Source organism: Saccharopolyspora kobensis (genome assembly GCF_900108315.1).
Classification (GTDB): domain Bacteria; phylum Actinomycetota; class Actinomycetes; order Mycobacteriales; family Pseudonocardiaceae; genus Saccharopolyspora; species Saccharopolyspora kobensis.
In genome coordinates, this window is sequence record NZ_FNVB01000005.1 from 68777 (window position 1) to 91165 (window position 22389).

General features: G+C 70.6%; 22 protein-coding genes. 9 read left to right on the top strand and 13 right to left on the bottom strand.

The features are described 5' to 3' along the window. The first annotated feature begins 5 nt into the window (after window positions 1-5). Window positions 6-1289 carry an aspartate aminotransferase family protein gene (locus C4T78_RS17190; protein WP_093348771.1) on the top strand — a complete coding sequence of 428 codons (1284 nt, stop codon included), beginning with the start codon at window positions 6-8 and terminating at the stop codon, window positions 1287-1289. A gap of 48 nt (window positions 1290-1337) precedes the next feature. Here C4T78_RS17190 and C4T78_RS17195 read toward each other — a convergent pair whose 3' ends face one another. From C4T78_RS17195 to C4T78_RS17210, 4 genes are all read right to left on the bottom strand, one after another. Beyond that, a complete protein-coding gene (locus C4T78_RS17195; protein ID WP_093348773.1) occupies window positions 1338-3713 on the bottom strand; it encodes an ATP-binding cassette domain-containing protein in 2376 nt (791 codons plus the stop codon). A 109-nt stretch (window positions 3714-3822) separates the two neighbouring features. After that, on the bottom strand, window positions 3823-4233 hold the full coding sequence (locus C4T78_RS17200) for a VOC family protein (protein WP_093350000.1): 411 nt from the start codon (window positions 4231-4233) through the stop codon (window positions 3823-3825). Between the two features lie 10 nt (window positions 4234-4243). Continuing rightward, the gene (locus tag C4T78_RS17205) at window positions 4244-4687 is read right to left on the bottom strand and encodes a helix-turn-helix transcriptional regulator (protein ID WP_093348776.1); all 444 of its coding nucleotides are present in this window, start codon (window positions 4685-4687) and stop codon (window positions 4244-4246) included. 41 nt (window positions 4688-4728) lie between these two features. Further along, window positions 4729-5316 carry a TetR/AcrR family transcriptional regulator gene (locus C4T78_RS17210; protein WP_143185754.1) on the bottom strand — a complete coding sequence of 196 codons (588 nt, stop codon included), beginning with the start codon at window positions 5314-5316 and terminating at the stop codon, window positions 4729-4731. Between the two features lie 103 nt (window positions 5317-5419). Here C4T78_RS17210 and C4T78_RS17215 point away from each other — a divergent pair, with 103 nt between their 5' ends. Continuing rightward, window positions 5420-6313 carry a CPBP family intramembrane glutamic endopeptidase gene (locus C4T78_RS17215; protein ID WP_093348781.1) on the top strand — a complete coding sequence of 298 codons (894 nt, stop codon included), beginning with the start codon at window positions 5420-5422 and terminating at the stop codon, window positions 6311-6313. A gap of 115 nt (window positions 6314-6428) precedes the next feature. Next, window positions 6429-6854 carry a YciI family protein gene (locus C4T78_RS17220; RefSeq protein WP_093350003.1) on the top strand — a complete coding sequence of 142 codons (426 nt, stop codon included), beginning with the start codon at window positions 6429-6431 and terminating at the stop codon, window positions 6852-6854. 52 nt (window positions 6855-6906) lie between these two features. Here the strand turns inward: C4T78_RS17220 and C4T78_RS17225 are convergent, their stop codons facing one another. The 3 genes from C4T78_RS17225 to C4T78_RS17235 all read right to left on the bottom strand — a co-directional run bounded on the left by C4T78_RS17225 (window position 6907) and on the right by C4T78_RS17235 (window position 9950). Then, complete coding sequence (locus C4T78_RS17225) at window positions 6907-8055, bottom strand: epoxide hydrolase family protein (RefSeq protein WP_093348784.1); 1149 nt, start codon at window positions 8053-8055, stop codon at window positions 6907-6909. A 399-nt stretch (window positions 8056-8454) separates the two neighbouring features. After that, window positions 8455-9078, bottom strand: a complete 624-nt coding sequence (locus C4T78_RS17230; protein WP_093348787.1) for an NAD(P)-dependent oxidoreductase — start codon at window positions 9076-9078, stop codon at window positions 8455-8457. Beyond that, window positions 9075-9950 (bottom strand): EamA family transporter, encoded by an 876-nt coding sequence (locus C4T78_RS17235; RefSeq protein WP_093348789.1) that lies wholly within the window; start codon window positions 9948-9950, stop codon window positions 9075-9077. The genes C4T78_RS17230 and C4T78_RS17235 overlap by 4 nt, the downstream gene beginning before the upstream one ends. 79 nt (window positions 9951-10029) lie before the next feature. Here C4T78_RS17235 and C4T78_RS17240 point away from each other — a divergent pair, with 79 nt between their 5' ends. Beyond that, entirely contained in the window at window positions 10030-10917 is an 888-nt protein-coding gene (locus tag C4T78_RS17240) for a LysR family transcriptional regulator (protein ID WP_093348792.1), read from the top strand. Between the two features lie 4 nt (window positions 10918-10921). On the opposite strand, the gene C4T78_RS17245 is transcribed toward C4T78_RS17240, so the two are convergent. Then, complete coding sequence (locus C4T78_RS17245) at window positions 10922-11554, bottom strand: NAD(P)-dependent oxidoreductase (RefSeq protein WP_093348795.1); 633 nt, start codon at window positions 11552-11554, stop codon at window positions 10922-10924. 83 nt (window positions 11555-11637) lie between these two features. Between C4T78_RS17245 and C4T78_RS17250 the strand changes: the two genes are divergently transcribed. Both C4T78_RS17250 and C4T78_RS17255 read left to right on the top strand, forming a co-directional pair. Continuing rightward, complete coding sequence (locus C4T78_RS17250; RefSeq protein WP_093348798.1) at window positions 11638-12213, top strand: TetR/AcrR family transcriptional regulator; 576 nt, start codon at window positions 11638-11640, stop codon at window positions 12211-12213. A gap of 46 nt (window positions 12214-12259) precedes the next feature. Then, a complete protein-coding gene (locus C4T78_RS17255; protein ID WP_093348801.1) occupies window positions 12260-12805 on the top strand; it encodes a DinB family protein in 546 nt (181 codons plus the stop codon). 219 nt (window positions 12806-13024) lie between these two features. Here C4T78_RS17255 and C4T78_RS17260 read toward each other — a convergent pair whose 3' ends face one another. The 3 genes from C4T78_RS17260 to C4T78_RS17270 all read right to left on the bottom strand — a co-directional run bounded on the left by C4T78_RS17260 (window position 13025) and on the right by C4T78_RS17270 (window position 18449). After that, window positions 13025-14284, bottom strand: coding sequence for an amidohydrolase (locus C4T78_RS17260; protein ID WP_235863203.1), 1260 nt, complete (start codon window positions 14282-14284; stop codon window positions 13025-13027). Window positions 14285-14438: 154 nt separating this feature from the next. Next, window positions 14439-17276 carry a penicillin acylase family protein gene (locus C4T78_RS17265; protein WP_093348803.1) on the bottom strand — a complete coding sequence of 946 codons (2838 nt, stop codon included), beginning with the start codon at window positions 17274-17276 and terminating at the stop codon, window positions 14439-14441. A gap of 96 nt (window positions 17277-17372) precedes the next feature. After that, entirely contained in the window at window positions 17373-18449 is a 1077-nt protein-coding gene (locus C4T78_RS17270; protein ID WP_235863205.1) for a LysR family transcriptional regulator, read from the bottom strand. Window positions 18450-18720: 271 nt separating this feature from the next. On the opposite strand from C4T78_RS17270, the gene C4T78_RS36060 reads away from it, so the two are divergent. Together C4T78_RS36060 and C4T78_RS17275 are read left to right on the top strand one after the other, a co-directional pair. Continuing rightward, window positions 18721-18900, top strand: a complete 180-nt coding sequence (locus C4T78_RS36060; protein ID WP_143185755.1) for a hypothetical protein — start codon at window positions 18721-18723, stop codon at window positions 18898-18900. Window positions 18901-18958: 58 nt separating this feature from the next. Further along, a complete protein-coding gene (locus tag C4T78_RS17275; protein WP_093348806.1) occupies window positions 18959-19555 on the top strand; it encodes a hypothetical protein in 597 nt (198 codons plus the stop codon). Window positions 19556-19837: 282 nt separating this feature from the next. Here C4T78_RS17275 and C4T78_RS17280 read toward each other — a convergent pair whose 3' ends face one another. Then, entirely contained in the window at window positions 19838-20719 is an 882-nt protein-coding gene (locus C4T78_RS17280) for a fumarylacetoacetate hydrolase family protein (protein WP_093348808.1), read from the bottom strand. Window positions 20720-20854: 135 nt separating this feature from the next. Then, the gene (locus tag C4T78_RS17285; RefSeq protein ID WP_093348811.1) at window positions 20855-21316 is read right to left on the bottom strand and encodes a MarR family winged helix-turn-helix transcriptional regulator; all 462 of its coding nucleotides are present in this window, start codon (window positions 21314-21316) and stop codon (window positions 20855-20857) included. A 302-nt stretch (window positions 21317-21618) separates the two neighbouring features. On the opposite strand from C4T78_RS17285, the gene C4T78_RS17290 reads away from it, so the two are divergent. Beyond that, window positions 21619-22383 carry a dioxygenase family protein gene (locus C4T78_RS17290; RefSeq protein ID WP_177247467.1) on the top strand — a complete coding sequence of 255 codons (765 nt, stop codon included), beginning with the start codon at window positions 21619-21621 and terminating at the stop codon, window positions 22381-22383. Window positions 22384-22389 lie beyond the last annotated feature (6 nt).

A 22389-nucleotide genomic window follows, 5' to 3' on the forward strand; every position in this document is an offset into this window, starting at 1 on the left:
GGGCCATGCGTGAGACCGGACGGGAACAGCACTTGATCCGCTACTCGGGGCGCGGCGCTTTCAGCCCCGAGATCATCGACCGCGCCTCGGGGACCACAGTGGTCACCGAGGACGGCCGCGAGCTGCTCGACTTCACCTCGGGGCAGATGAGCGCGATCCTCGGGCACTCGCACCCGGAGATCGTCGCGACGATCCGCGCGCAGGCGGAGCGGCTCGACCACCTCTACAGCGGGATGCTGAGCCGTCCGGTCCTCGACCTCGCCGAGCGGCTCGCCGGAACGCTGCCCGCACCCCTGGACAAGGCGGTGTTCCTGACCACCGGCGCGGAGGCGAACGAGGCCGCGCTGCGGATGGCCAAGCTGGTCACCGGGAAGTACGAGATCGTCTCGTTCGCTCGGTCCTGGCACGGCATGACGCAGGCCGCCGCGAACGCCACCTACAGCGCCGGGCGCGCCGGCTACGGGCCGCCGGCTCCCGGCAACTTCGCGCTGCCGGTCCCGGACCGATTCCGCCCCGACATCGTCGACGCCGACGGGAACCTGGACTGGCGCCGCCAGCTCGACCTGGCCTTCGACCTGATCGACGCCCAGTCCGCGGGCAGCCTCGCGGCCTGCCTGGTCGAGCCGATCCTGAGCAGCGGCGGCGTCGTCGACCTCCCGCCGGGATACCTGGCCGCGCTGCGGGACAAGTGCCGCGAGCGGGGCATGCTGCTGATCCTGGACGAGGCCCAGACCGGCCTGTGCCGCACCGGCGACTGGTACGCGTTCGAGCGCGACGGAGTGGTGCCGGACATCCTCACCCTGTCCAAGACCCTCGGCGCCGGTCTCCCGCTCGCAGCCGTGCTGACCAGCGCGGAGATCGAGCAGGCGGCGCACGAACGCGGCTACCTGTTCTTCACCACCCACGTCAACGACCCGCTCCCGGCGGCGGTCGGCAACACCGTCCTGGACGTGCTGAGCCGCGACCGCCTCGACCTGCGGGCGCGCGAACTCGGCGACCGCCTGCGCGGCGGCCTGGACGAGCTCGCGGGCAAGCACCAGGTGATCGGCGACGTCCGGGGCCGCGGCCTGCTGGTGGGCCTGGAACTGGTCGGCGGCCCGGACGGCGCCGATCAGCTCGGCGCCGCGGTCACCCGCCGCTGCGCGGAACTCGGCCTGCACATGAACATCGTGCAGCTGCCGGGCATGGGCGGGACCTTCCGCATCGCCCCGCCCCTGACGGCCGCCGACGCGGAGATCGACCGAGGCCTGGAGATCCTCGACAAGGCCCTCACCGACGAGACCAGCTGACCCCGCGGCGGCGCGCCGGAACCCCCAGATCCCGGCGCGCCGGTCCGGTCAGGCTCCGACGTAGTCGGCGAGGTGCTCGCCGGTGAGGGTGGAGCGTGCTTCGACCAGGGCTGCCGGGGTGCCTTCGAAGACGATGCGGCCGCCGTCGTGACCCGCTCCGGGGCCGAGGTCGATGATCCAGTCCGCGTGCGCCATCACCGCCTGGTGGTGCTCGATCACGATCACCGACTTGCCCGACTCGACCAGCCGGTCGAGCAGGCCGAGCAGCTGCTCGACGTCGGCGAGGTGCAGGCCGGTCGTCGGCTCGTCGAGCACGTAGACGCCGCCCTTCTCGGACATGTGCGTGGCCAGCTTGAGCCGCTGCCGCTCGCCGCCGGACAGCGTGGTCAGCGGCTGGCCGAGGCGGAGGTAGCCGAGCCCGACGTCGACGAGCCGCTGCAGGATCTTGTGCGCCGCCGGGACGCGGCCCTCGCCCTCGCCGAGGAACTCCTCGGCCTGCGCGACCGACATCGAGAGCACCTCGCTGATGTTCTTGCCGCCGAGCCGGTACTCCAGCACCGCCGCCTGGAACCGCCTGCCCTCGCACTCCTCGCAGGTGGTGGCGACACCGGCCATCATCGCCAGGTCGGTGTAGATCACGCCGGCGCCGTTGCAGGCCGGGCAGGCGCCCTCCGAATTAGCGCTGAACAGCGCCGGTTTCACGCCGTTGGCCTTGGCGAAGGCCTTGCGGATCGGATCGAGCATGCCGGTGTAGGTCGCCGGGTTGCTGCGCCGCGACCCGCGGATCGCGGTCTGGTCCACCTCGATCACCCCGGCGTCGGCGGGCACCGAACCGCGCACCAGCGAGCTCTTGCCGGAGCCCGCCACACCGGTGATCACGCACAGCACGCCCAGCGGGATGTCGACGTCGACGTCCTGCAGGTTGTGGGTGTTGGCGCCGCGGATCTCCAGCTGCCCGGTGGGAGTGCGCACCTCGCCCTTGAGCTTGGTCCGGTCCTCGAGGTGGCGGCCGGTGACGGAGTCGCTGGCGCGCAGCCCCTCGACATCGCCCTCGAAGCAGATCGTGCCGCCCGCCGTGCCCGCGCCCGGGCCCAGGTCGACGATGTGGTCGGCGATCGCGATGGTCTGCGGCTTGTGCTCCACGACGAGCACCGTGTTCCCCTTGTCCCGCAAGCGGAGCAGCAGGTCGTTCATCCGCTGGATGTCGTGCGGGTGCAGGCCGATGGTGGGCTCGTCGAAGACGTAGGTGACGTCGGTGAGCGAGGAGCCGAGGTGGCGGATCATCTTGGTCCGCTGGGCCTCGCCGCCCGACAGCGTGCCCGACGGGCGGTCCAGCGAGAGGTAGCCGAGGCCGATCTCCACGAACGAATCCAGCGTCTGCTGCAGCGTTTCCAGCAGCGGGCCCACCGAGGAGTCGTCGAGGCCGCGGGTCCACTCGGCCAGGTCGTTGATCTGCATCGCGCAGGCGTCGGCGATGCTGATCCCGTCGATCTTCGACGACCGCGCGGTCTCGTTGAGCCGGGTGCCGCCGCACTCGGGGCAGTCGGTGAAGGTGATCGCCCGGTCCACGAAGGCCCGGATGTGCGGCTGCATCGACTCCCGGTCCTTGGCCAGCATCGACTTCTGCAGCTTCGGGATCAGGCCCTCGTAGGTCAGGTTGATGCCGTCGACCTTGATCTTGGTCGGTTCCTTGTAGAGCAGGTCGTGCAGCTCCTGCTCGGTGAAGTCCCGGATCGGCTTGTCCGGGTCGAAGAAGCCGGAACCGCCGAAGATCCGGCCGTACCAGCCGTCCGAGCTGTAGCCGGGAACCTTGAACGGGCCCTCGTTGATCGACTTGCCGTCGTCGTAGAGCTCGGACAGGTCGAAGTCGTTCACCGAGCCGCGCCCCTCGCAGTTCGGGCACATGCCGCCGAGGACGCTGAAGTCGCGCCGCTCCTTCACCGTCTTGCCGCCCCGCTCGAACTTCACCGCGCCGGATCCGCTGATCGAGGCGACGTTGAACGAGAACGCCTGGGGCGAACCGATGTGCGGCTTTCCGAGGCGGCTGAACAGGATGCGCAGCATCGCGTTGGCGTCGGTGGCGGTGCCGACGGTGGAGCGCGGATCGCTGCCCATCCGCTCCTGGTCGACGATGATCGCGGTGGTCAGGCCGTCGAGCACGTCCACGTCGGGCCGGGCCAGCGTCGGCATGAAGCCCTGCACGAAGGCGCTGTAGGTCTCGTTGATCATCCGCTGGGACTCCGCGGCGATCGTGCCGAACACCAGCGAGCTCTTGCCCGAGCCGGAGACTCCGGTGAACACCGTCAGGCGGCGCTTCGGGATCTCGACGCTGACGTCCTTGAGGTTGTTCACCCGCGCGCCGTGCACGCGGATCAGGTCGTGGCTGTCCGCGACGTGCAGCGCGTTCGTCGTGGCCGTGCTCATCGGTGTCTCCATCTATCGCACAGGTTTCCGCGGGCACGCGCCCGTGAGTGTTTTGGGGCGCTAGAGCACCCCAAAACACTCACGGCTTGTGACCAGCGGAAACGTTGACTCAGGACTGTTCGTTGATCCGGATCATGTTGCCCGCGGGATCGCGGACGGCGCAGTCGCGCCGCCCGTAGGGCTGCTCGGTCGGTTCCTGCACGATCTCGACGTCGCGGGCCTGCAGCTTCTCGAAGGTGCCGTCGAGGTCCGGCGTGGCCAGGTTGATCATCGCGTAGCTGCCCTTGGCCATCATCTCGGCGATGGTGCGGCGCTCGTCGTCGGTGAGGCCCGGGGTCGCGGCGGGCGGGTAGAGCACGATGGACGTGCCGGGCTGACCGACCGGGCCGACCGTGATCCAGTGCATGCCGCCGTAACCGACGTCGTTGCGGACCTCGAAGCCGAGGGCGTCGCGGTAGAAGGCCAGCGTGGCCTCCGGGTCTTCGTGCGGGAGGAAGGTCTCCGCGATGGTGATGTCCATGGCAGTCACGCTATGTCCGCTCCGATGACCGCGCTTCTCGATTCCTGATCGGTCTGGTGACCTGCTTCGCCACGCACGACGGCATGCCCTCGGTCGCGGCCGCAGCCTCCCGCCGGTAGCGGCTGGGCGACATGCCGACCAGTTCCGCGAAGCGGGTGCTGAAGGTGCCCAGCGAGGAGCAGCCGACCTCGAAGCAGACATCGGTGACGCTCAGGTCGCCGCGGCGCAGCAGCGCCATCGCGCGCTCGATGCGCCGCGTCATGAGGTAGCTGTACGGCGACTCCCCGTAGGCGCTGCGGAACTGGCGGCTGAGGTGCCCGGCGGACATCCCGGCGCCGCGGGCGAGCGCTTCGACGTCCAGCGGTTGCGCGTACTCCCGGTCGATCCGGTCGCGAACCCGGCGCAGCAGCGCGAGATCGCGCAGGCGCTGAGCTTCGGCTGAGGTGCTGGCCACGTGCCGAATCGTGCCACGCCGCCCCGACACCGCCCACCCGATCATCTCAGGTGGTCCAGGTGGTATTCGAGCAGCTGCCTGATCCGGTCGGGCGGCATCAGGCCGGGGGCCGTCACCGAGTGCAGGGCGATGCCGTCGAACAGCGCGTGCAGCAGGCGGGTTTCGAGCTCCAGGTCCCGGTGCTCGGCGACCAGCCCGGCCGCGGACAACTCGTCCAGCACCTCGCGGCACAGGTCCGCCACCGCGCGGGTGTCGCCCGCGTTGAGCTCCCCGGCCTCGTCGTCGACCAGGACCAGCGACAGGAAAGCCACCCAGATCTCGGTCGCCACGCGCGCGTCCGGGTCGGTCGGCAGCAGCCGCTCCAGCTGGGCCAGCGCCCGGCCGCGGGGATCGCCGGGCAGGTCCGCCGCCAGCAATCGGCGCTCCGCCGCCTCGGAGATCGCGCGCAGCGCGAACAGCAGCAGCTGCGACTGGCTGGAGAAGTAGTACTGGACCGAGCTCGGCGACCAGCCCGCCTGGCGGGCGACGGCGCGCACCGACGCACCTGCCACTCCCCGCTCGCGGATGACCGCCCACACCGCTCGCACCAGCTCCCAGCGGCGTTCTTCGTGGTCCACGATCTTCGGCACGCGCACCTCCCCCGACTTTTCTACCCGAGACCGCTCGGCGAACTTTATTCTGTACAGTTGACCGAAATCCTTTCCTGTACACCTGACCTAAAAAGGAGCGGAGATGCCGTCCACGGAGGCAACGGTCGACGCGCCGCGCACACGAGCACTCGCCCGCGGCGTGCTGGGCACCTGCGCCATGGCCGTGGGGCTCGGCTCGGCAGGAGCGATCGCGCACGCGGTGCAGAGCCGCACCGGCATGAGCGACACCTCGCGGCAGGTCCTGATCGCAGCGCTGTGCCTGCTGATCACCGCGTCGCTGATCGTGCTGCTGCGCCGCGCCGTGGACCGCGAACCGATGTCCGGCCTCGGTCTGACCGGCTGGGCGACGGGGCTGCGCACCTTCGCGCTCGGCGTGGCGGTCACCGGCGGCTCGGCGGTCGTGGTGTTCGGGCTGGGCACGTGGGCCGGCTGGTTCGAGTGGGGACCGCTCGACGCCGCGAAGCTCACCAGGTTCCTGCTGGTCAACGCGCTGATCGCGATGGCGTTGGAGGCCTTCCCGGAGGAGCTGGTCTTCCGCGGCTACGTCTACGCCTCGCTCAGCCGGGCGCTGCACCGGTGGACGGCCTTCCTCACCACCGTCCTGCTGTTCTGCCTCGTCGGCGCCGGATCGACCGTCGTGAACTTCGCGGTGGGCACGCTGCTGGGCGACAACCCGCCCGCGCCGGGCTTCGCCCCGCCCGGCCAGGACCCGGTCGCCTACGCGGTCCTGTTCCCGGTCTTCGGCACCGTGCTGCTGATCGCGCGCATCACCACCGGTTCGCTGTGGACGTCCATCGCCGTGCACCTGACGTACCTGACCGTCGCCCGCATCACCCTGGAGGGCGCCGACCGCGGCACGGGCTGGTCCGCGCAGCCGACCACGCCGGACGCGCTGCTGCTGATCCCCGCCTTCCTGCTGCTGACCGCCGTGGTGTTCCTGCTGGTCAAGCGGCGTCCGGTGATCAGCGGGAGCTGACTCGGACCGCGCCGCGGAAAAAACTTCCGGAAAATCCGTCGCGAGGTGTCGATCCCGGCCCGGCTCGTTCGATGCGTGGGTGAAGCAGGAACCGACCTCCCAGGAGGAGACCGCGATGAAGTACATGGTGATCGTCAAGTCCGGCGACGAGTCCGAGTCCGGCGCGCTGCCGACCGAGCAGGAGCTCGCCGAGATGACGAGGTACAACGAGGAGCTGGTGGCCGCCGGTGTGATGGTCGACGGCAACGGACTGCTGGACAGCCGCAGCGGGGCGCGCGTGAAGTTCTCCGGCAAGGGCCGGACCACCGTGGTCGACGGGCCGTTCACCGAGACCAAGGAGCTGGTCGCCGGGTACTGGATCCTCGACGTCGCCTCCCGCGACGAGGCGATCGGCTGGGCGCGCCGCATCCCGTTCGAGAGCGGCGAGGTCGAGATCCGCAAGGTCGCCGAGGAAGCCGACTTCGGCGAGGAGTTCACCCCGGAGCTGCGCGAGGCCGAGCAGCGGATGCGCGAGCGCATCGCCGAGCAGCACGGCGAATGAGCGAGCCGGGTCGTGAGTGCGCAGCCGGATCCCGCGCACTCACGGCCGCTGCTCAGCGGAGCTTCCGGAAGAACGTCCGGACGTCCTCGACCAGCGCGTCCGGTTCCTCCATCGCCAGGAAGTGGCCGCCGCGGCCCAGTTCCGTCCAGTGCACGACGTCGTGGTCGCGCTCGGCCCAGCGGCGGACGGTCACGTCGTGGGCGGACACCAGCACTCCGGTCGGCACCGCCGCGCGTGGCGCGCTCTCGCCCCAGTCGCTCGCGGAGATCTCCTCGTAGTAGATCTGCGCCGCCGAAGCCGCCGTGCCGGTCAGCCAGTACAGGGTGACGTCGGTGAGGATGCGGTCCCGGTCGATGCTGTCCTCGGGCAGTCCCTCCGCAGGCTCGGTGAGCTCCTTGAACTTCTCCACGATCCAGGCGAGCTGCCCGACCGGTGAGTCGTGCAGGCCGTAGGCCACCGTCTGCGGCCGCTTGGAGTTGCACTGCAGGTACCCGTCGTTGAAGTTCTGCATCGCCTCCCAGCGCCGCTGCTCGACCTCGGTGAGCCCGTCGAACTCGCCCTCGATCCCGGCCGGGAAGGTGATCAGCGCGTTGAGGTGGACGCCGAGCACGCGCTCCGGTGCCTGCTGCCCGAGCTGCGGACCGACCCAGGCGCCGGTGTCGTAGCCCTGCACGCCGAACCGGTCGTAGCCGAGTTCGGTCATGAGCCGGAGCAGGATCCCGGCCATCCGGGCCGCGTTCATCCCCGGGCCCGCCAGCGGCGTGGAGAAGCCGAAGCCCGGCAGCGACGGGACGACCAGGTGGAAGGCGTCGGAGGGATCGCCGTCGTGCGAGCGCGGATCGGTCAGCGGCCCGATGACGTCGAGGAAGTCCGTCACCCCGCCCGGCCAGCCGTGCAGCAGGAGCAGCGGCGCGGCGTCGGGTTCCGGCGAGCGCACGTGGAGGAAGTGCACGTTCTGGCCGTCGATGGCGGCGGTGAACTGCGGGTGCTCGTTGATGGCGGCCTCGTGCACCCGCCAGTCGTAACCGGTGCGCCAGTGCTCGGCGAGCTCCTTCAGGTAGGCCACCGGGACACCGCGGCTCCACCCGACTCCCGGCAGCTCGTCGGGCCACCTCGTGCCGGCCAGCCGGTCCCGGAGGTCGTCCAGCTGAGCCTGCGGGACGTCGATGTGGAAGGGGCGGATGTGCACTGCGTTGGTCATGGCCGCAACGCTATGAACCGGTTAGGACAGTTGATGTCCTCGATCCACCGGATCTTCCCCGGAAACCGGGCTCGGCCGACTTGGATCACGGACGGAGGAGAATCACGTGGGGAAGCGGAGCACAGCCAGCGCCCGCCCGGCACCGCGACGCCGACCGGAACCGCTCGACGTGCCGACCGCGGCGATCGCCGCGGGCCGCACCTCGGCGGCATGAAGCCCGAATCCGCGCTCCCCGACCCCCGCACCGAGCTCTCGCGGTTCGGGTCCACGACGCGGCACTTTCCCTTCCCGCCGCACTTTCGCTGGTGGCGGCCCGTGAGTGTTTTGGGGGGTTATAGCGCCCCAAAACACTCACGGGTGCTGAACAGGGGAAACGGAGAGATCGCGCACCAGCCCCGCTCAGGAGGCGACGGTGAAGTGCTTGGCGCCGCTCGGGTTCTCCAGTTCGTCGAGGACCGCCACCGCGAAGTCCTCCGCCGAGATGCGGGAGACACCGTCGGTTCCGACGAGCAGCGTCGTGCCGCCGCGCCGGTAGTGGCCGGTGCGCTCGCCGGGTTCGAGCACCGCAGGCGGGCTCAGGTAGGTCCAGTCCGCCTGGTGCGTGCGGCAGACCTCGAGCTGGTCGACGCTCGCCGCGGCGATCGTGCGCCACTCGGCGGCCACGTAGGCGGGATCGTCGACGACCAACCGCTCCGGGTCCGCTGGAGTCCTGAGTGGACCTGCGCCGCCCACGACGAGAACCCGCCGGTCGGCAGCCAAGGCCGCGTCGAGCAGCGCCGTCGTGGTCTCGCCGACCACGTGCTCCTGCCCCGGCGCCGGGCGCGTTGCGCCGACGATCACGTCGGTTCCGGCGAACAGCTCGCGCATCCGCTCCCCGTCGGTCGCGTCGGCGCGGACCGCCGTCGCGCCGGGCAGCGGTGCGCCGCTCCGGGACGCGGCGGTGACGTGGTGGCCGCGCCGGAGGGCTTCGGCGGTGATGCGCGAGCCCGCCGTTCCGGTGGCTCCGACGACGGTGATCTTCATGCTGCGATCCTTTCCACGACGGGAGTGCGAGCGGGCAGCTGAGCCGCGACGATCGCGGCCAGCGCGAAGGCGAAACCGAGCAGCTGGACCGGGCCCAGCAGCTGTCCGAGCAGAGCCGCGCCGAGCAGCGCGGCGACCAGCGGCGAGAGCAGGCCGAGCAGAGCCGCCGAGGTGACCGGCAGGACGCCGATCCCGCGGAACCACAGCACGTAGGCGAGCAGTCCGCCGACCCCGCCCAGCCACAAGTAGCCGAGCAGCGCGGGCACGTCGACCGCGGGCGGCAGGCCTTCGAAGGTGAGCGTGACCGGTACCAGGAACAGGCCGCCCGCGGTCAGCTGCCAGCCCGCGAAGGCCACCGGTCCGACACCGGGCGGTCGGCCCCACCGCTTGGTCAGGACCACCCCGAGCGCCATCCCGACCGCACCGGCCAGGCCCGCGATGACCCCGACGACGTCGAACCCGGCGTCCGGGCCCAGCACCACGAGCCCCACGCCCATGACACCGACCGCGCCCCAGCCGAACCGCCGCGCGGACGGCCGCTCCTTCAGCACGACCACCGCCAGCACCGCGACGATCATCGGCTGCACCGCGGCCAACGTCGCGGCGACACCACCGGGCAGCCGCTCAGCGGCGATGAACAGCAGCGGGAAGAACAAGCCGATGTTCAGCACGCCGAGCGCCGCGGCCTTGCCCCACCACGCACCGCGCGGCAGCGCCCTCGTCAGCGCCAGCGCGATCAGCCCGGCGGGCAGCGCGCGGACCAACCCGGCGAACAGCGGGTGCCCGGGCGGCAGGAGCTCCGTCGTCACCACGTAGGTCGTGCCCCACACGGCCGGGGCCAGCGCGGTGAGCACGACGTTCTTCTGGATCATGCGTCAAGTCTCGGCCGACCAGCATCGATGAGTCCAACACATGTTTGTCATCTGATCCATCTCGGTACAAGATGGATCGGTGGAACTCCAGCAGATGCGCTACGTCGTCGCCGTGGCGGAGACGAACAGCTTCACCCGCGCCGCGCAGCGCTGCCTGGTCGTGCAGTCCGCGCTGAGCCACCAGGTCGCGAGGCTGGAGCGGGAGCTCGGCGCGCGGCTCTTCGACCGCACCAGCCGCCGGGTCCGGCTGACCCCGGCGGGCGAGGCTTTCCTGCCCGCCGCGCGCCAGTGCCTGGACGCCGCCGAGCGCGCCGCGGCCGAGGTCGCCGCGGCGATCGGCGAGGTGCGCGGGCGACTGGCGATCGGCGTGATCCCCACCGTCGCCGCGGTCGACCTCCCGGTCGTGCTCCGCGACTTCCACCAGCGCCACCCGAACGTCCGGATCGGCCTGCGGGTGGGCAGCAGCGAGGCCATGGTCGAGCAGATCCGCGAAGGCGGCCTCGACGTGGCGCTCCTCGGCCTCCCGGCGACCGTCCGGCCGCAGGGCGTCCAGAGCTTCGAGTTCGCGCGGGACCCCCTGGTCGCCGTGGTCGCGCCCGAGCACCCGCTGGCCGCCAGCGAGAACGTGGACCTCACCCGGCTCGCCGCCGAGCGCTTCGTGGACTTCCCCTCCGGCAGCGCGGGACGGGCCCAGTCCGATCAGGCCTTCGCGGCGGCGGGCCTAGACCGCGAGGTGGCGTTCGAGATCCCGACGGCGGATCTGATGGTCCAGCTCGTCCAGCAGCAACTCGGCATCGCGATGCTCGCCTCCACCTACGTGCCGAGGTTCACCGGGGTGACCACGATCCCGGTGACCGACGCACCGGCCCGCATCGAGTACGTGGCCTGGAGCCGCACCACCCGCACTCCCGCCGCGACGGCCTTCCTGACCGCGCTCGGCATCCCGGCCGAGCGCCTCGCTGGGTGAACCCTCAGTCGGCGACCGCGATCGCGCGCCGGATCGAGGAATCGTCGCCCAGGCTGCGGAGAATGCTGTCCGCCAGGTCCGCGCGGGAGATCTTCATCCCGCCGCGGACGGCGCGTTCCACCGCGCTGCGGTAGCGGCCGGTGCGCGGGCCCTCGGTGAGCCTCGGCGGCCGGATGATCGTCCAGTCCGCGCTGCTGGTGCGCACGACCTCCTCCATGCGCTGCATGTCGGTCCACGGGTGCTTCAAGAAGCGCCACATGATCGGCTTCACCAGGCGCCGGGTCAGCACGTCGTCGCCATCGGTGATGATGCCGCCGTTGCTGACGACCAGGAAGCGGCGGACGCCCGCCGCGCCCATCGCCTCGAGGATGCTGGCCGTGCTGTCGGTCTGCACCGCGGTCGGGTTCCGCAGGCTCGTCGAGCCGATCGCCGAGATGACGGCGTCCCGGCCGGCGACGTGCGGCCGGATGTCCGCGGGGTCCATGACGTCGGCCCGGACGACCGCCAGCTCGGGGTGCTCGCGGGTGACCTTCGCCGGATCCCGCACCACCGCGGTCACCTGGTGCCCGGCCGACAAGGCCTGTTCGATCAGGTGCTTCCCGGTTCCGCCGGTCGCCCCGAAGATCGTGATCCGCATCGTTCCACCCCTTGGTTGGTGAGTGCCCACTAACTACTATCGTCAGTGAACGCTCACCAACCTGTCAACCGAGGGAGGCCGCCGTGGGAACCCGGGACCGGATGCTCGACGCCGCCGCGCACGTGATGCGCACGCGCGGCATGGCGCGCGCCACCACCAAGGAGATCGCCAAGGAGTCCGGTTTCTCGGAAGCCGCGCTGTACAAGCACTTCCGCGACAAGACGGACCTGTTCCTCGCGGTGCTCCAGGAACGCGCGCCGGGCAACCTGCGCGCGCTGCTCACCGGCCTGACCGACCGGGCGGGCAAGGGCGAGCTGCGAGCGGTCCTCGAAGAGGTCGCGACCGAGGCGCTCGACTTCTACACCGAGACCTTCCCGATGGCGGCCTCGGTCTTCTCCGAGCAGACGCTGTTCACCGCCCACCGCAAGGCATTGCAGGAACGGGGCATGGGCCCGAACGCGGTCCGCGAAGCCCTCGCTGCCTACCTGAAGGCGGAACAGCGGGCGGGAGCCCTCGACCCGGGAGCGGACCCGGACGCGACGGCGGCCCTCCTCCTCGGCGCCTGCTTCCAGAGCGCCTTCCTCACCCACTTCACCGACGCCCCGAACCCGGCCCCGACCGACCTCGTCCGAACCCTCCTCCAGCCCCTGGTCCCCTGAACTCGTCGGAGCTCGGTGCGATGCTCCCGGGGACGAGGAGGTCCTGATGGCTGATTCCACGCCGAGCACGTCGCAGCGGTGGACGGAGGGCGAGGCGCGGCGGGAACCGCCCCCGACCGGGTCGGAGATCGAGCTGTTGAGCGGATTCCTCGACTGGCACCGGGAAACGCTGGCGCTCAAGTGCGCCGGGGTGCCGACCGACCGGTTGTCCGCCCGGCTGATCGAACCCTCCGCGCTGACGCTGCACGGACTCGTCCGGCACCTGGCCGCGGTGGAGCGGTGGTGGTTCCGCATCCAGTTCGCGCAGCAGGACGTGCCGCTGCTCCACTACTCCGACGACGACCCCGACCAGGACTTCGAAGACCTGAGCGGGAACTTCGCCGAAGCGCTGGAGATCTGGCGCGCGGAGTGCGCGAAGTCGCGCGAGATCGTGGCCGCAACGCCCTCGCCGGAAGCGACCGGCATCCGCCGCTCTACCGGCGAACCGATCTCCTTGCGCTTCGTCATGCTGAACCTGATAGCCGAATACGCCCGCCACAACGGCCACGCCGACCTCCTGCGCGAACGCATCGACGGCAACACAGGCATGTGATCCCGGCACAGGCCATGGGGAACAACATCGCTGATGCCACTAGCTGGGCGATCTACGACGACTACGGCCGCCCGGTTCGGGCGGCCGTAGGACTTGCTGCACCGTGTACAGCCGTTGTCGTTGGCCCCTGGAACGAAGCCCGGAGCGGAGGCCCGGCGAAACTCGATCGCACTCGTCGTCGTGCAATCCGTGACGCTGCGACTCCTCGCGACACCGAGGTCAGCGCGGGTCGAGCCAGGCGAGCGCTGCGGTGGCCATCGCGGTCACTCCGGTGGTCAGGGTCGGCTCGACCACCGGGGCGAAGAACGGCGAGTGGTTGGACGGGACGTCCCGGCTCAGCGTGCCCGCTTCGCGGGCCGCCAGGTACTTGCCGCGCTCGACTCCGCCGAAGAACCAGTAGCAGGTCGGCACTCCGGCCGCCGTGCCGAACAGGCCGACGTCCTCGCTGCCGGTGACCGGATCCAGCGCCAGAACCCGTTCCGCGCCGAGCTGCTCGCACAGCGCCTTCGTCGTGCGGTCGGTCGCCTGCGGGTCGTTGACCAGCACCGGGAAGTCCGTCAGCCGCTCGAACTCGGGTTCGCGCTCGGCACCGGAGGCGATCGCTTCGGCCCGCACGATGCGCTCGACGGCCGCGATCAGCCGCTCGCGGACGGCTTCGTCGAAGGAGCGGATGTTGACCCGGAGCTCGGCCTGGTCCGGGATGATGTTGTCCTTGGTGCCCGCCCGAATCGAGCCGACGGTGACCACGGCGGTGTCGCGGGCGGAGACCTCGCGGGACACCACGGTCTGCAGCCGCAGCACCGTCGCCGAGGCCATCACCACCGGGTCGATGGCGTTCTCCGGCTGCGAGCCGTGCGCGCCGCGGCCGAACATGGTGATCTTCAAGGCATCGGCCGCCGACATGCTGGGGCCGCTGATCATGCCCACGGTGCCCGCCGGGAACGGGAAGACGTGCTGGCCCAGGCACACGTCGGGCCGCGGGAAGCGCTCCAGGAGACCGTCGTCGAGCATCGCCTGCGCGCCTGCCCCGATCTCCTCCGCGGGCTGGAACACCGCCACCACCGTGCCGGACCACTGCTCGCGGGCGCTGACCAGCAGGTCGAGCGCGCCGAGCTGGCAGGTGACGTGCATGTCGTGACCGCAGGCGTGCATCACCGGCACGTCGTGGCCGTCCGGATCGGTGCCGCGCTGCGTGCTGGCGTAGTCGAGGCCGGTCTGCTCCTGCACCGGCAGCGCGTCGAAGTCCGCGCGCAGCAGCACCGTCGGGCCGTCGCCGTTGCGGAGCACTCCCACGACACCGGTTCGGCCGACGCCGGTGGTGACCTCCAGGCCCAGCACCTCCAGGCGCCGCGCGACCTCGGCCGCGGTGCGGTGCTCGGCGAAGGACAGCTCCGGATGGGCGTGCAGATCCTCGTAGAGCGCGGTGAGATCGCCCCGGATGTCGTCGATTCGCCGCAGCACAGCACCCAGATCGCCCACAACAACCTCCCGTTCGCAGTTCCCGCGATGTTCCCACGCCGAACACCGTTTCCGCTGGTCACGATCCGTGAGTGTTTTGGGGCGCCAGGACACCCCGAAACACTCACGGGCCATCACCAGCGGAACGACTCCCACCGACCGAGGGTTGGTCCGCTCAGCGGCGGGCCGGGAACTCCACGACCTGCTGGTACGTCGGGCGGTTCTGCCAGCTGATCTTCTCCTGGGCGATGCCGCCGATCTTGCTGTGCACCAGCGCGTCGGCGCACCACTGGTCGCCGGCCGCGCAGTCCGCGTCACCCGGGTAGGTCTGCTCCGCCGGGGTTTCCGCCGCCTGGCGCAAGGTGTCCAGCAGCATCTGGCGGCACGCCGCGACGTCGCCGCCTCCGCACAGCGGTTCGCCGAACCCGCCGGGCACCGGTTCGCCGAGCACCGCGCGGATGTCCTTGGACACCTGGCCGAACCAGCCGTACTGGAACGCCGAGCCCTGGTGGCCCTGGCCGACGTGCAGGTCCGGGTCGCCGTTCTGCCATCCCGAGGGCGATTCGTTGATCTGCATCATCCCGGTCAGCGCCTGGTAGGCCGGAGCGCCCAGCGAGGGCTCGAACTGGCCGCGCACCAGCCGGGGCCACCACGCGTCCAGCAGCTCGATCGCCGCAGCGTGCTCGTACTGCTCGCTGCCCGGTTCGGTCTCGACCCGCTTGCCGCCGTCGGCCAGCCAGGTCCGGAGCCGGTTGACCAGCACCGCGGTCCGCTGATCGGTCACGGGTTCGCGGTCGATGAGGCGCAGCAGGTCGGGCAGCACCCGCTCGGCGCGGAGGTCGGTGACGCCCGCTTCGGCCATCGCCCGGGTCAGCGTCACGCGATCGAACTTCCCGCCCGCCTCGATCCGCTCGCGAACCCGGGCGTCGAGCAGGTCGCCGCGCTGCACCGCGCCCTTCTCCGCGCGGTCGCCCGCGGTTCCCGGCGCCTGCTTGTTGTTCCAGCTGATGTAGTAGTCCTGGTTCACCGAGTTCGGGTGCTGTTCGAACGGGGCGAGCGCCGCGGTGTTGCCGTCCGGGTTCCAGTCCTGCCACTCGTAGGCCGGGTCGGCGGCGATCGGCATGCTCGGGTCGACCACCGGTTTGCGCACCACGTTGGCACCGGAGTTGAAGTAGGCGGTGTCGTCGGCGTCGGCGTAGAACCAGTTGAAGGTGAAGTTGATGTCGTGCGCCGCGCGCTGGAAGTCCTGCGCCGAGGTGATCGCGCCCGGGTCGTTGAACTTCTGGAACCCGATGATCGAGTCCACCTCGTGCAGGAAGGTCGACCGGGCCAGCGCGAACGCGACGGGCTTGCCGCCGACGGTGCCGCGGTGGGTCACGGGGCCGTAGCCGGTCCGGAACGACACCAGCCGGTAGGAGCCCTCGGGCGTGTTGTCGCCGAGGTTGGGCTTCCAGGCGTTCTGCCGCTCGACCTGCTGCATCGGCACGCACTCGCCGCGGAACCGGTAGGCGTTGGAGTCCACGGTCGCCGGGCTCCCGTCCGGTTCGCACAGTTCCACGGCGTAGGTGTCGATCATGTCCTGGGACGCGGTGGTGGCACTCCAGGCGTAGTCCTGACCGCGGCCGAGCAGCGTGTAGAAGCTCAGGCCCGCGAACGAGGCACCCTTCGAGGAGATACCCGGCCCCTGCAGCTCCTGGAGGGTGAGCAGCTGCGGCGAGAAGTAGCCGGTCTGCGGCCCGAACACGGCCACCGGGTTGCCGCTCTCGGTGTGCGCGCCGGAGACGACGAGCGCGTTGGACATGCCGCGGGATTCGCCCATGCCCGCCGGGAACAGGCCGTCGTCGAAGATCCCGCGCAGGCTCTCGACCGGGTCGTCGGTGGTCGGCGCCGGGTTGCGGCTCTCCGGGCGGACCGCCGGTTCCGCGGGCTGGGCGGCCGATCCGGTCGGGTCGAACACGAGCTGCTGCTCGATCACCGAGCCGGGATCGGGCAGCACGACGCCTTCCGGGTTCTCCGGTGCCACGCCGTACGGGAAGGACTGTCCGTCGTGGAGGGTGCTGATGGCCTCTGGATCGTTCTCGGCGCGGAACGCCGCCCAGATCTCCTCGCCGCGCTCCGGGCCGAACCGCTCGTGCAAGGACATGCGCGCGATCGCGTTCTGCACCTCGTTGCCGCCGCCCCCGCCGAACTGCGCGCCGACCAGCGAGGCCAGCACGGCCAGGTCGGTCAGCTCGAACGGTTCGATGCGGCCGGCGTTGGTGATCGGGTCGACGTGCCCGGTGGCCACGTACTCGCCCGGGAAGTACCGGCCGCGGTGCGACTTCTCGATGTAGGCGTTGATGCCGTCCACGTAGGACTGCGCGTCGGCCAGCGCCTGGCGGCCGCGCTCACCGCGGCTCGCGACTGAATCGATCTGCTGCCGCAGCTCCTGCTCGGTGTAGGGCGATGCGGCGAAGAACCGCTGCTCCAGCTCGCGGTTCGCCGGCGCGCCACCGGCGAACGGGGTCACCGAACCGCGTCCGGCCCGGCGCAGCGCGTCCATCAGGAACAGCTTGTCCTCGGCCGTCGCGTAACCCGCGCCGAACGTGGTGCCCGAACGCGTGGTCCCGTAGATGTGCGGGATGCCCGCGGTCTTGTCGCGGACGATGGTGACGTCCTCGCGCGGCCGGTAGGTCCGCTCCACGTCGTCGGGCCGCACGCCGAAGGAGTTGTCGTTGAAGAACTCGCCGATCGTGCCGGTCGTCAGCCGCGGGTAGCCGTCGACGAGCGCGTCGTAGCGCGCCAGCTGGTCGTCGGAGTGCTTCGGCCGGGTGCCCAGCAGCATGTGCGCGACGAGTTCGGCGAAGGTGGCGTTGCCGTTCTGGCCGGGCGGCAGGATGTCGTGGCACTGCTCGCGGCAGTAGTCCGGAGCGGGCTCCGGGAGCGGTTCAGCCGCGGCCGGCGGCGCGATCAGCAGGGAAGCGATCGCGGCCGTGGCGGCGAGAGCGGCGGTGGGACGCGGAAGTCGCGGCATGCCAGATCCTCCCGGTCGATCTTCGCGACCCGGACGCTAGCCATCCCGCACTGGAATTGAAAGAGATTCACATTCGGTTGTGCCCGAAAGGCGCAATCAGGACGCCACCGCGGGGCGGTGCTCACCGCGCTTCCACTTGGCGTTCTCCAGCTCCAGCGCCGCCCACAGCAGGTTCAGCGGATGATCGTCGCCGTAGCTCTGCCGCTCCCCGCGCCGGGTGAAAGCACCCACCAGCACGTGCATCTTCGGCCCGACGTCGTTGACCAGGTCGATGGTGCGCAGCCCGCGGCCCTCCGGCAGCCGGCCGTCGTCGGCGGCCTCGCCCACGCCGCGCGTGACGATCATGCAGCCGTGCAGCAGTTCCGAGCGCAGCAGGTCGAACCCGTAGCGCACGTCGTCGATCTCCGCGGCGATGTCGAGCCGCTCCCGGTAGTCGGCGCCGAACCAGCCGCGCAGGAATCCGGAGATCAGTCCGCTGGCCGGGATGACCAGCGGCAGCGAGTGCAGCTGACTGGCCAGCATCGGCCGGTTCGGCACCTTCCCCACCGGCAGGTTCGTGACCAGGCTCAGCCCGCTGCGCCGCCACTCCAGCACGTCCACGTCGGCCAGCACGTCATCGCCCGGCTCGCCGACCAGCACGCTGCCGCAGACCAGATCCACCTGCTTGGCCTGCAAAGCGCTGATCAATTCGCGAGTTCGCAGGTGCGTCACGCGCAAGTCCACACCGCGCTCGGCGAATTCCGCGGCGACGTGCTCACCGGCATTGGCGAGGAAACCGAGAGTGAAACGAGTTGTGCCGACAGTGATCGTTTCGCCGCGCAGCCGCCGCGATTCGTGCACCCCGTCGAGCCAGTCGCGCAGCGTGTTCCGCGCGATCTCCACGAACGCCTCTCCGGAATCGGTGAAGAGGACGGACTTCCCGCGCCCCTGCTTGATCACCAGTGGTTCACCGCACAGTTGCTGGAAGTTCCGGTTGAGCGTGTCGAGCTGCTTCTGCACGCTCGACTGCTCGCGGCCCAGCGAACGCGCTGCGGCCAGGGCGGTTCCGACCTCGCGCACCAGCACCAGGGTGCGCAGCTGATCCATCGTGGTGTCCAGCAGGGCACCTGGCGATTCGAGCAATCTGCTGCGCAGGTCGCTCGCGGACAGACTGGCGGTTCCGACTAACGGCACGGCATGCTTCCTTCGGGTCTCCTGTTTGCGCCGAAGTGTAGTGCGCGGAACTGATCTCCACGCCAGAACAAATAATCTGCGGAATTCTTTCCCGAATCGCTGGAAACCCCGTGCGCGGCGGTGCAATGATCTGCCTCGCCCCAACGGTGGTCCTTCGGTGATCGCCCCCGGTGCGGCTCGCGACCGGCCGGTGAATTCGGGGCAGTTCGCACGAACGCAGGTGCGCGGATGCGTGAGCCGCCGCCTGCCCCGGAGAGGATTCGCGAGCACCATGCGCAGCACCACCGTCGCGCCGCCCCGTGGCGCGACGTCGAACGACGCCTTCCCGCGCAGTGCGTGGGCCCGCGCTGCACGTCCTGGAGGCGAGGACCGCCGACGGCGCGCGGTGGCCGCACCGGCCACCGGCTCGACGGTCCGCACGAGCGCCCGGACCGACCGGCCCGGCCGGTGACGCGAATCCCCTCGACCACACCCCCCTTTTTCATGCCCTGGCAAGGAGAACCCGAGTCGTGACGTATCCCCAGACCGCAACCCCGAACCAGACCGCGGCCCCGGTCGGCTTGAAGCGCCCCGGCACCCTGCTGGCGCTGGTCGTCGTCGGCGTGCTGTCCGCTGTTTCCGCCCTGATCGGGGCGATCTACCTCATCACCAACGCCGGCCCGATCGGCGAAGCGATGCTCAACGAGATCCTCGCGTCCGACCCCAGCTCGCTGGGGCTGGACTCGGAGATGGAGGCGCTGGCCTCGCTGTCCGGCGGTGAGATCACCGACCTCAAGACCGCGCTCGTGGACTTCGGCATGTGGGACACCGTGCTCGCGACCGCGACGGCCACGGTCTCCCTCAAGGGAATCCTGGTGGTGGTGTTCTCGCTGCCGCTGCTGCTCTGGAGCCTGCTGGCCATCAACGGCGCCCTGTACGCGCGCATCCTGTACACGATCTCCGCAGTCTTCGGGCTGTTCGCGAACCTCGCCGTGGTCAACGACGCGTTGCCGGCCATGACCCGCGTGACCAGCGGCATCGCGATGGCGGCCATCGTGCTCACCGTCGTGCTGTGCTGGCTGCCCGCCAACGGCCGCTTCGCCAAGGCGCGCAAGCTCGCCCGCTGACGAGTGATCTGCAGCGCCGCACTGGGGGTCGGCGCTGGGAACCAGCGGCGGTTCGGCACCGGAGGTCGGTGCCGAACCGCCGCTCTCGTCACTTCAGAGCCTGTCTCTGGTCCTGGTTCTTTGCTTTGAAACGCCGGAGGCGTTTAGCCCACCCTCGCAGCTTGCACCGCCGCGGGTTCTCAGCGTTCGCCTGGCGAGGACAGCCCGTTCGCCGTGTATTGGACATACATCAGAACGGGATCCCGCAGCCAGGCGGACGCTGAGGTTCCGCTACCGGCACCGCTACGCAGAACGAGTTCGGAGACAGGCTTTCAGCTGCTGGCGCTGCCTGCCCAGGCCGTCGATCTCCAGCTCCACCACGTCACCGGGCGACAGGTAGGGGAACCGCCCGGACATCGCCACGCCCTCCGGGGTCCCGGTGTTGATCAGATCGCCCGGCTCCAGCGTCACGTACTGCGAGAGGTGCCGGACGATCTCGGCGACGCCGAAGATCATGTCCGAGGTGCTGGAGTCCTGCCGCACCTCTCCGTTGACCCAGGTCCGCAACCGCAGCGCCTGCGGATCGGCGACCTCGTCGGCGGGCACCAGCCACGGGCCGACCGGGTTGAACGTCTCGGCGCACTTGCCCTTCGACCACTGGCCGCCGGAGTGCTCCTTCTGGAAGGCCCGCTCGGAGACGTCGTTGGCCACCACGTAGCCGGCGACGCACGCCAGCGCCGCCTCGGCGCTGTCCAGGTAGCGGGCCCGGCGACCGATCACCACGCCGAGCTCGACCTCCCAGTCGACCTGCTCGGCACCGCGCGGGATCAGCACCTCGTCGTGCGGCCCGACGACGGTGTTCGGGTGCTTGAAGAACAGGATCGGCACCTCCGGCGGCGCCGACCCGGATTCGGCGGCGTGCGCGGCGTAGTTCTGGCCGATGCACAGCACGGCCATCGGCCGCGCGATCGGGGCACCCACCCGCAGGCCGCTGCCGTCACCGGGATCGTCGACGGCGGTGAGCTCACCGGCGGCCAGCGCCTCGCGCACCCGCGCGATGCCACCGGCGGCCAGGAACCGCCCGTCGATGTCGGTGGTGATCGGGTGCAGATCGAACAGCCGGCCCTGGTCGTCTGCCACGTGCGGTCGTTCCGCCCCGGCGGGGCCCAACCTCAGAAACCTCATCTCACTCCTTCGCCTCGGCAAGTGCTGCCGAGGACGCACCGGCGAGGCCGGGTGCGGCCGGCGCGGCTCAGCAGCCCTACGACCTTCCACTGGCGGACGCGCGGAAGCAAGACCCGTCCGGGGGTCGGACGCGGCTCAGCCGGACGTGCGCAGGTGGCGTGTGACCTCGCCGAGCCCGGCAGCCACGGAGCGCAGCTGATCGCGGTCGAGCACGTCGATCAGGTTCGCGCGCACCACCTCGACGTGCCCGGGCGCCGCCGCGCGCAGCTTCTCCCGACCGGCGTCGGTCAGCAGCGCGTAGACGCCGCGGTCGTCGGACTCGCAGGTGCGGCGCCGAACCAGACCGGCCTTCTCCAGCTGGGTGACCTGGTAGGTCAGGCCGCTCTTCGAGGTCACCACCAGCTGGGCGAGCTCGGTCATCCGCAGCTCGCCGCCGGGCGCGGCGGACAACCGGACCAGGATCTCGTACTGCGGGTGGGACAGCCCGACCTGCTCGCGCAGCTGCTGCTCGACCTTGCGGGCGACCAGGTTGCTCGCCTCCACGAAGGCGTTCCAGGCCGCCATCTCCTCGTCGTCCAGCCAGCGCGGTTCAGCCATGCCCCGAGCCTAGCTTGTTCAAATTCGAACTACCAGCTATGGTCGAGGTAGTTCGAATTCGAACGAGGAGCGCGATGGTCAGCGCAGTCAGACCGCGGAAGATGTCGCATGCGCCGCAGGCGCACAGCCCACCTCCGCCACTTGCGCCGCCGCGGGCTCTCAGACGTCGCCTGGCGAGGACAGCCCGTTCGCCGTGTATCGGAATACATCAGAACGGGATCCCGCAGCCAGGCGGCCTCTGAGGTTCCGCCACCCGCACCGCCACGCAAAACGAAACTGGACATTCGAACGAGGAGTGCGCGATGACCCGGATGCCTGCCCTGTACCTCAGCCACGGCGCCCCGCCGCTGGCCGACGACCCGCTGTGGCCGGGCCAGCTCGCCGACTGGTCGGCCCGGCTTCCGGAGCCGAAGGCGATCCTGATCATCTCGGCGCACTGGGAGGAAGCCCCGCTGGCCATCGGCGCCACCAGCACCGTCCCGCTGGTCTACGACTTCTGGGGCTTCCCCGAGCGCTACTACGACGTCCAGTACGCCGCGCCCGGCGCACCGGCGCTGGCCGCACGCGTGCGCGCCCTGCTCCGCGGCCCGGACACGCCCGTGCACGACTTCCCGGACCGGGGCCTCGACCACGGCGCCTACGTGCCGCTGGTGGAGATGTACCCGGACGCCGACGTGCCGGTCCTGCAGATCTCGATGCCCACGCTGGAGCCGGAACGGCTGATGCACCTGGGCCGGACGCTGGCGCCGCTGCGCGACGAGGGCGTGCTGATCATCGGCAGCGGGTTCTTCACCCACAACCTCTCGGCGCTCGGCGAACCGGGCACGCCGAGCTGGTCCTCGGAGTTCGACGACTGGGGGCGGCAGGCGCTCGAGGCCAACGACGTCGACGCCCTGCTCGACTTCCGGCACAAGGCCCCGGCCGGGCGGCTCGCGCACCCGCGCACGGAGCACTTCGCGCCGCTGTTCGTGACGCTCGGCGCGGCGGCCGACGACCTCACCGCGCAGCGGGTGGCCGTCGACGGCTTCTGGATGGGCCTGTCCAAGCGCTCCGTCCAGTTCGGCTGAGCGCGA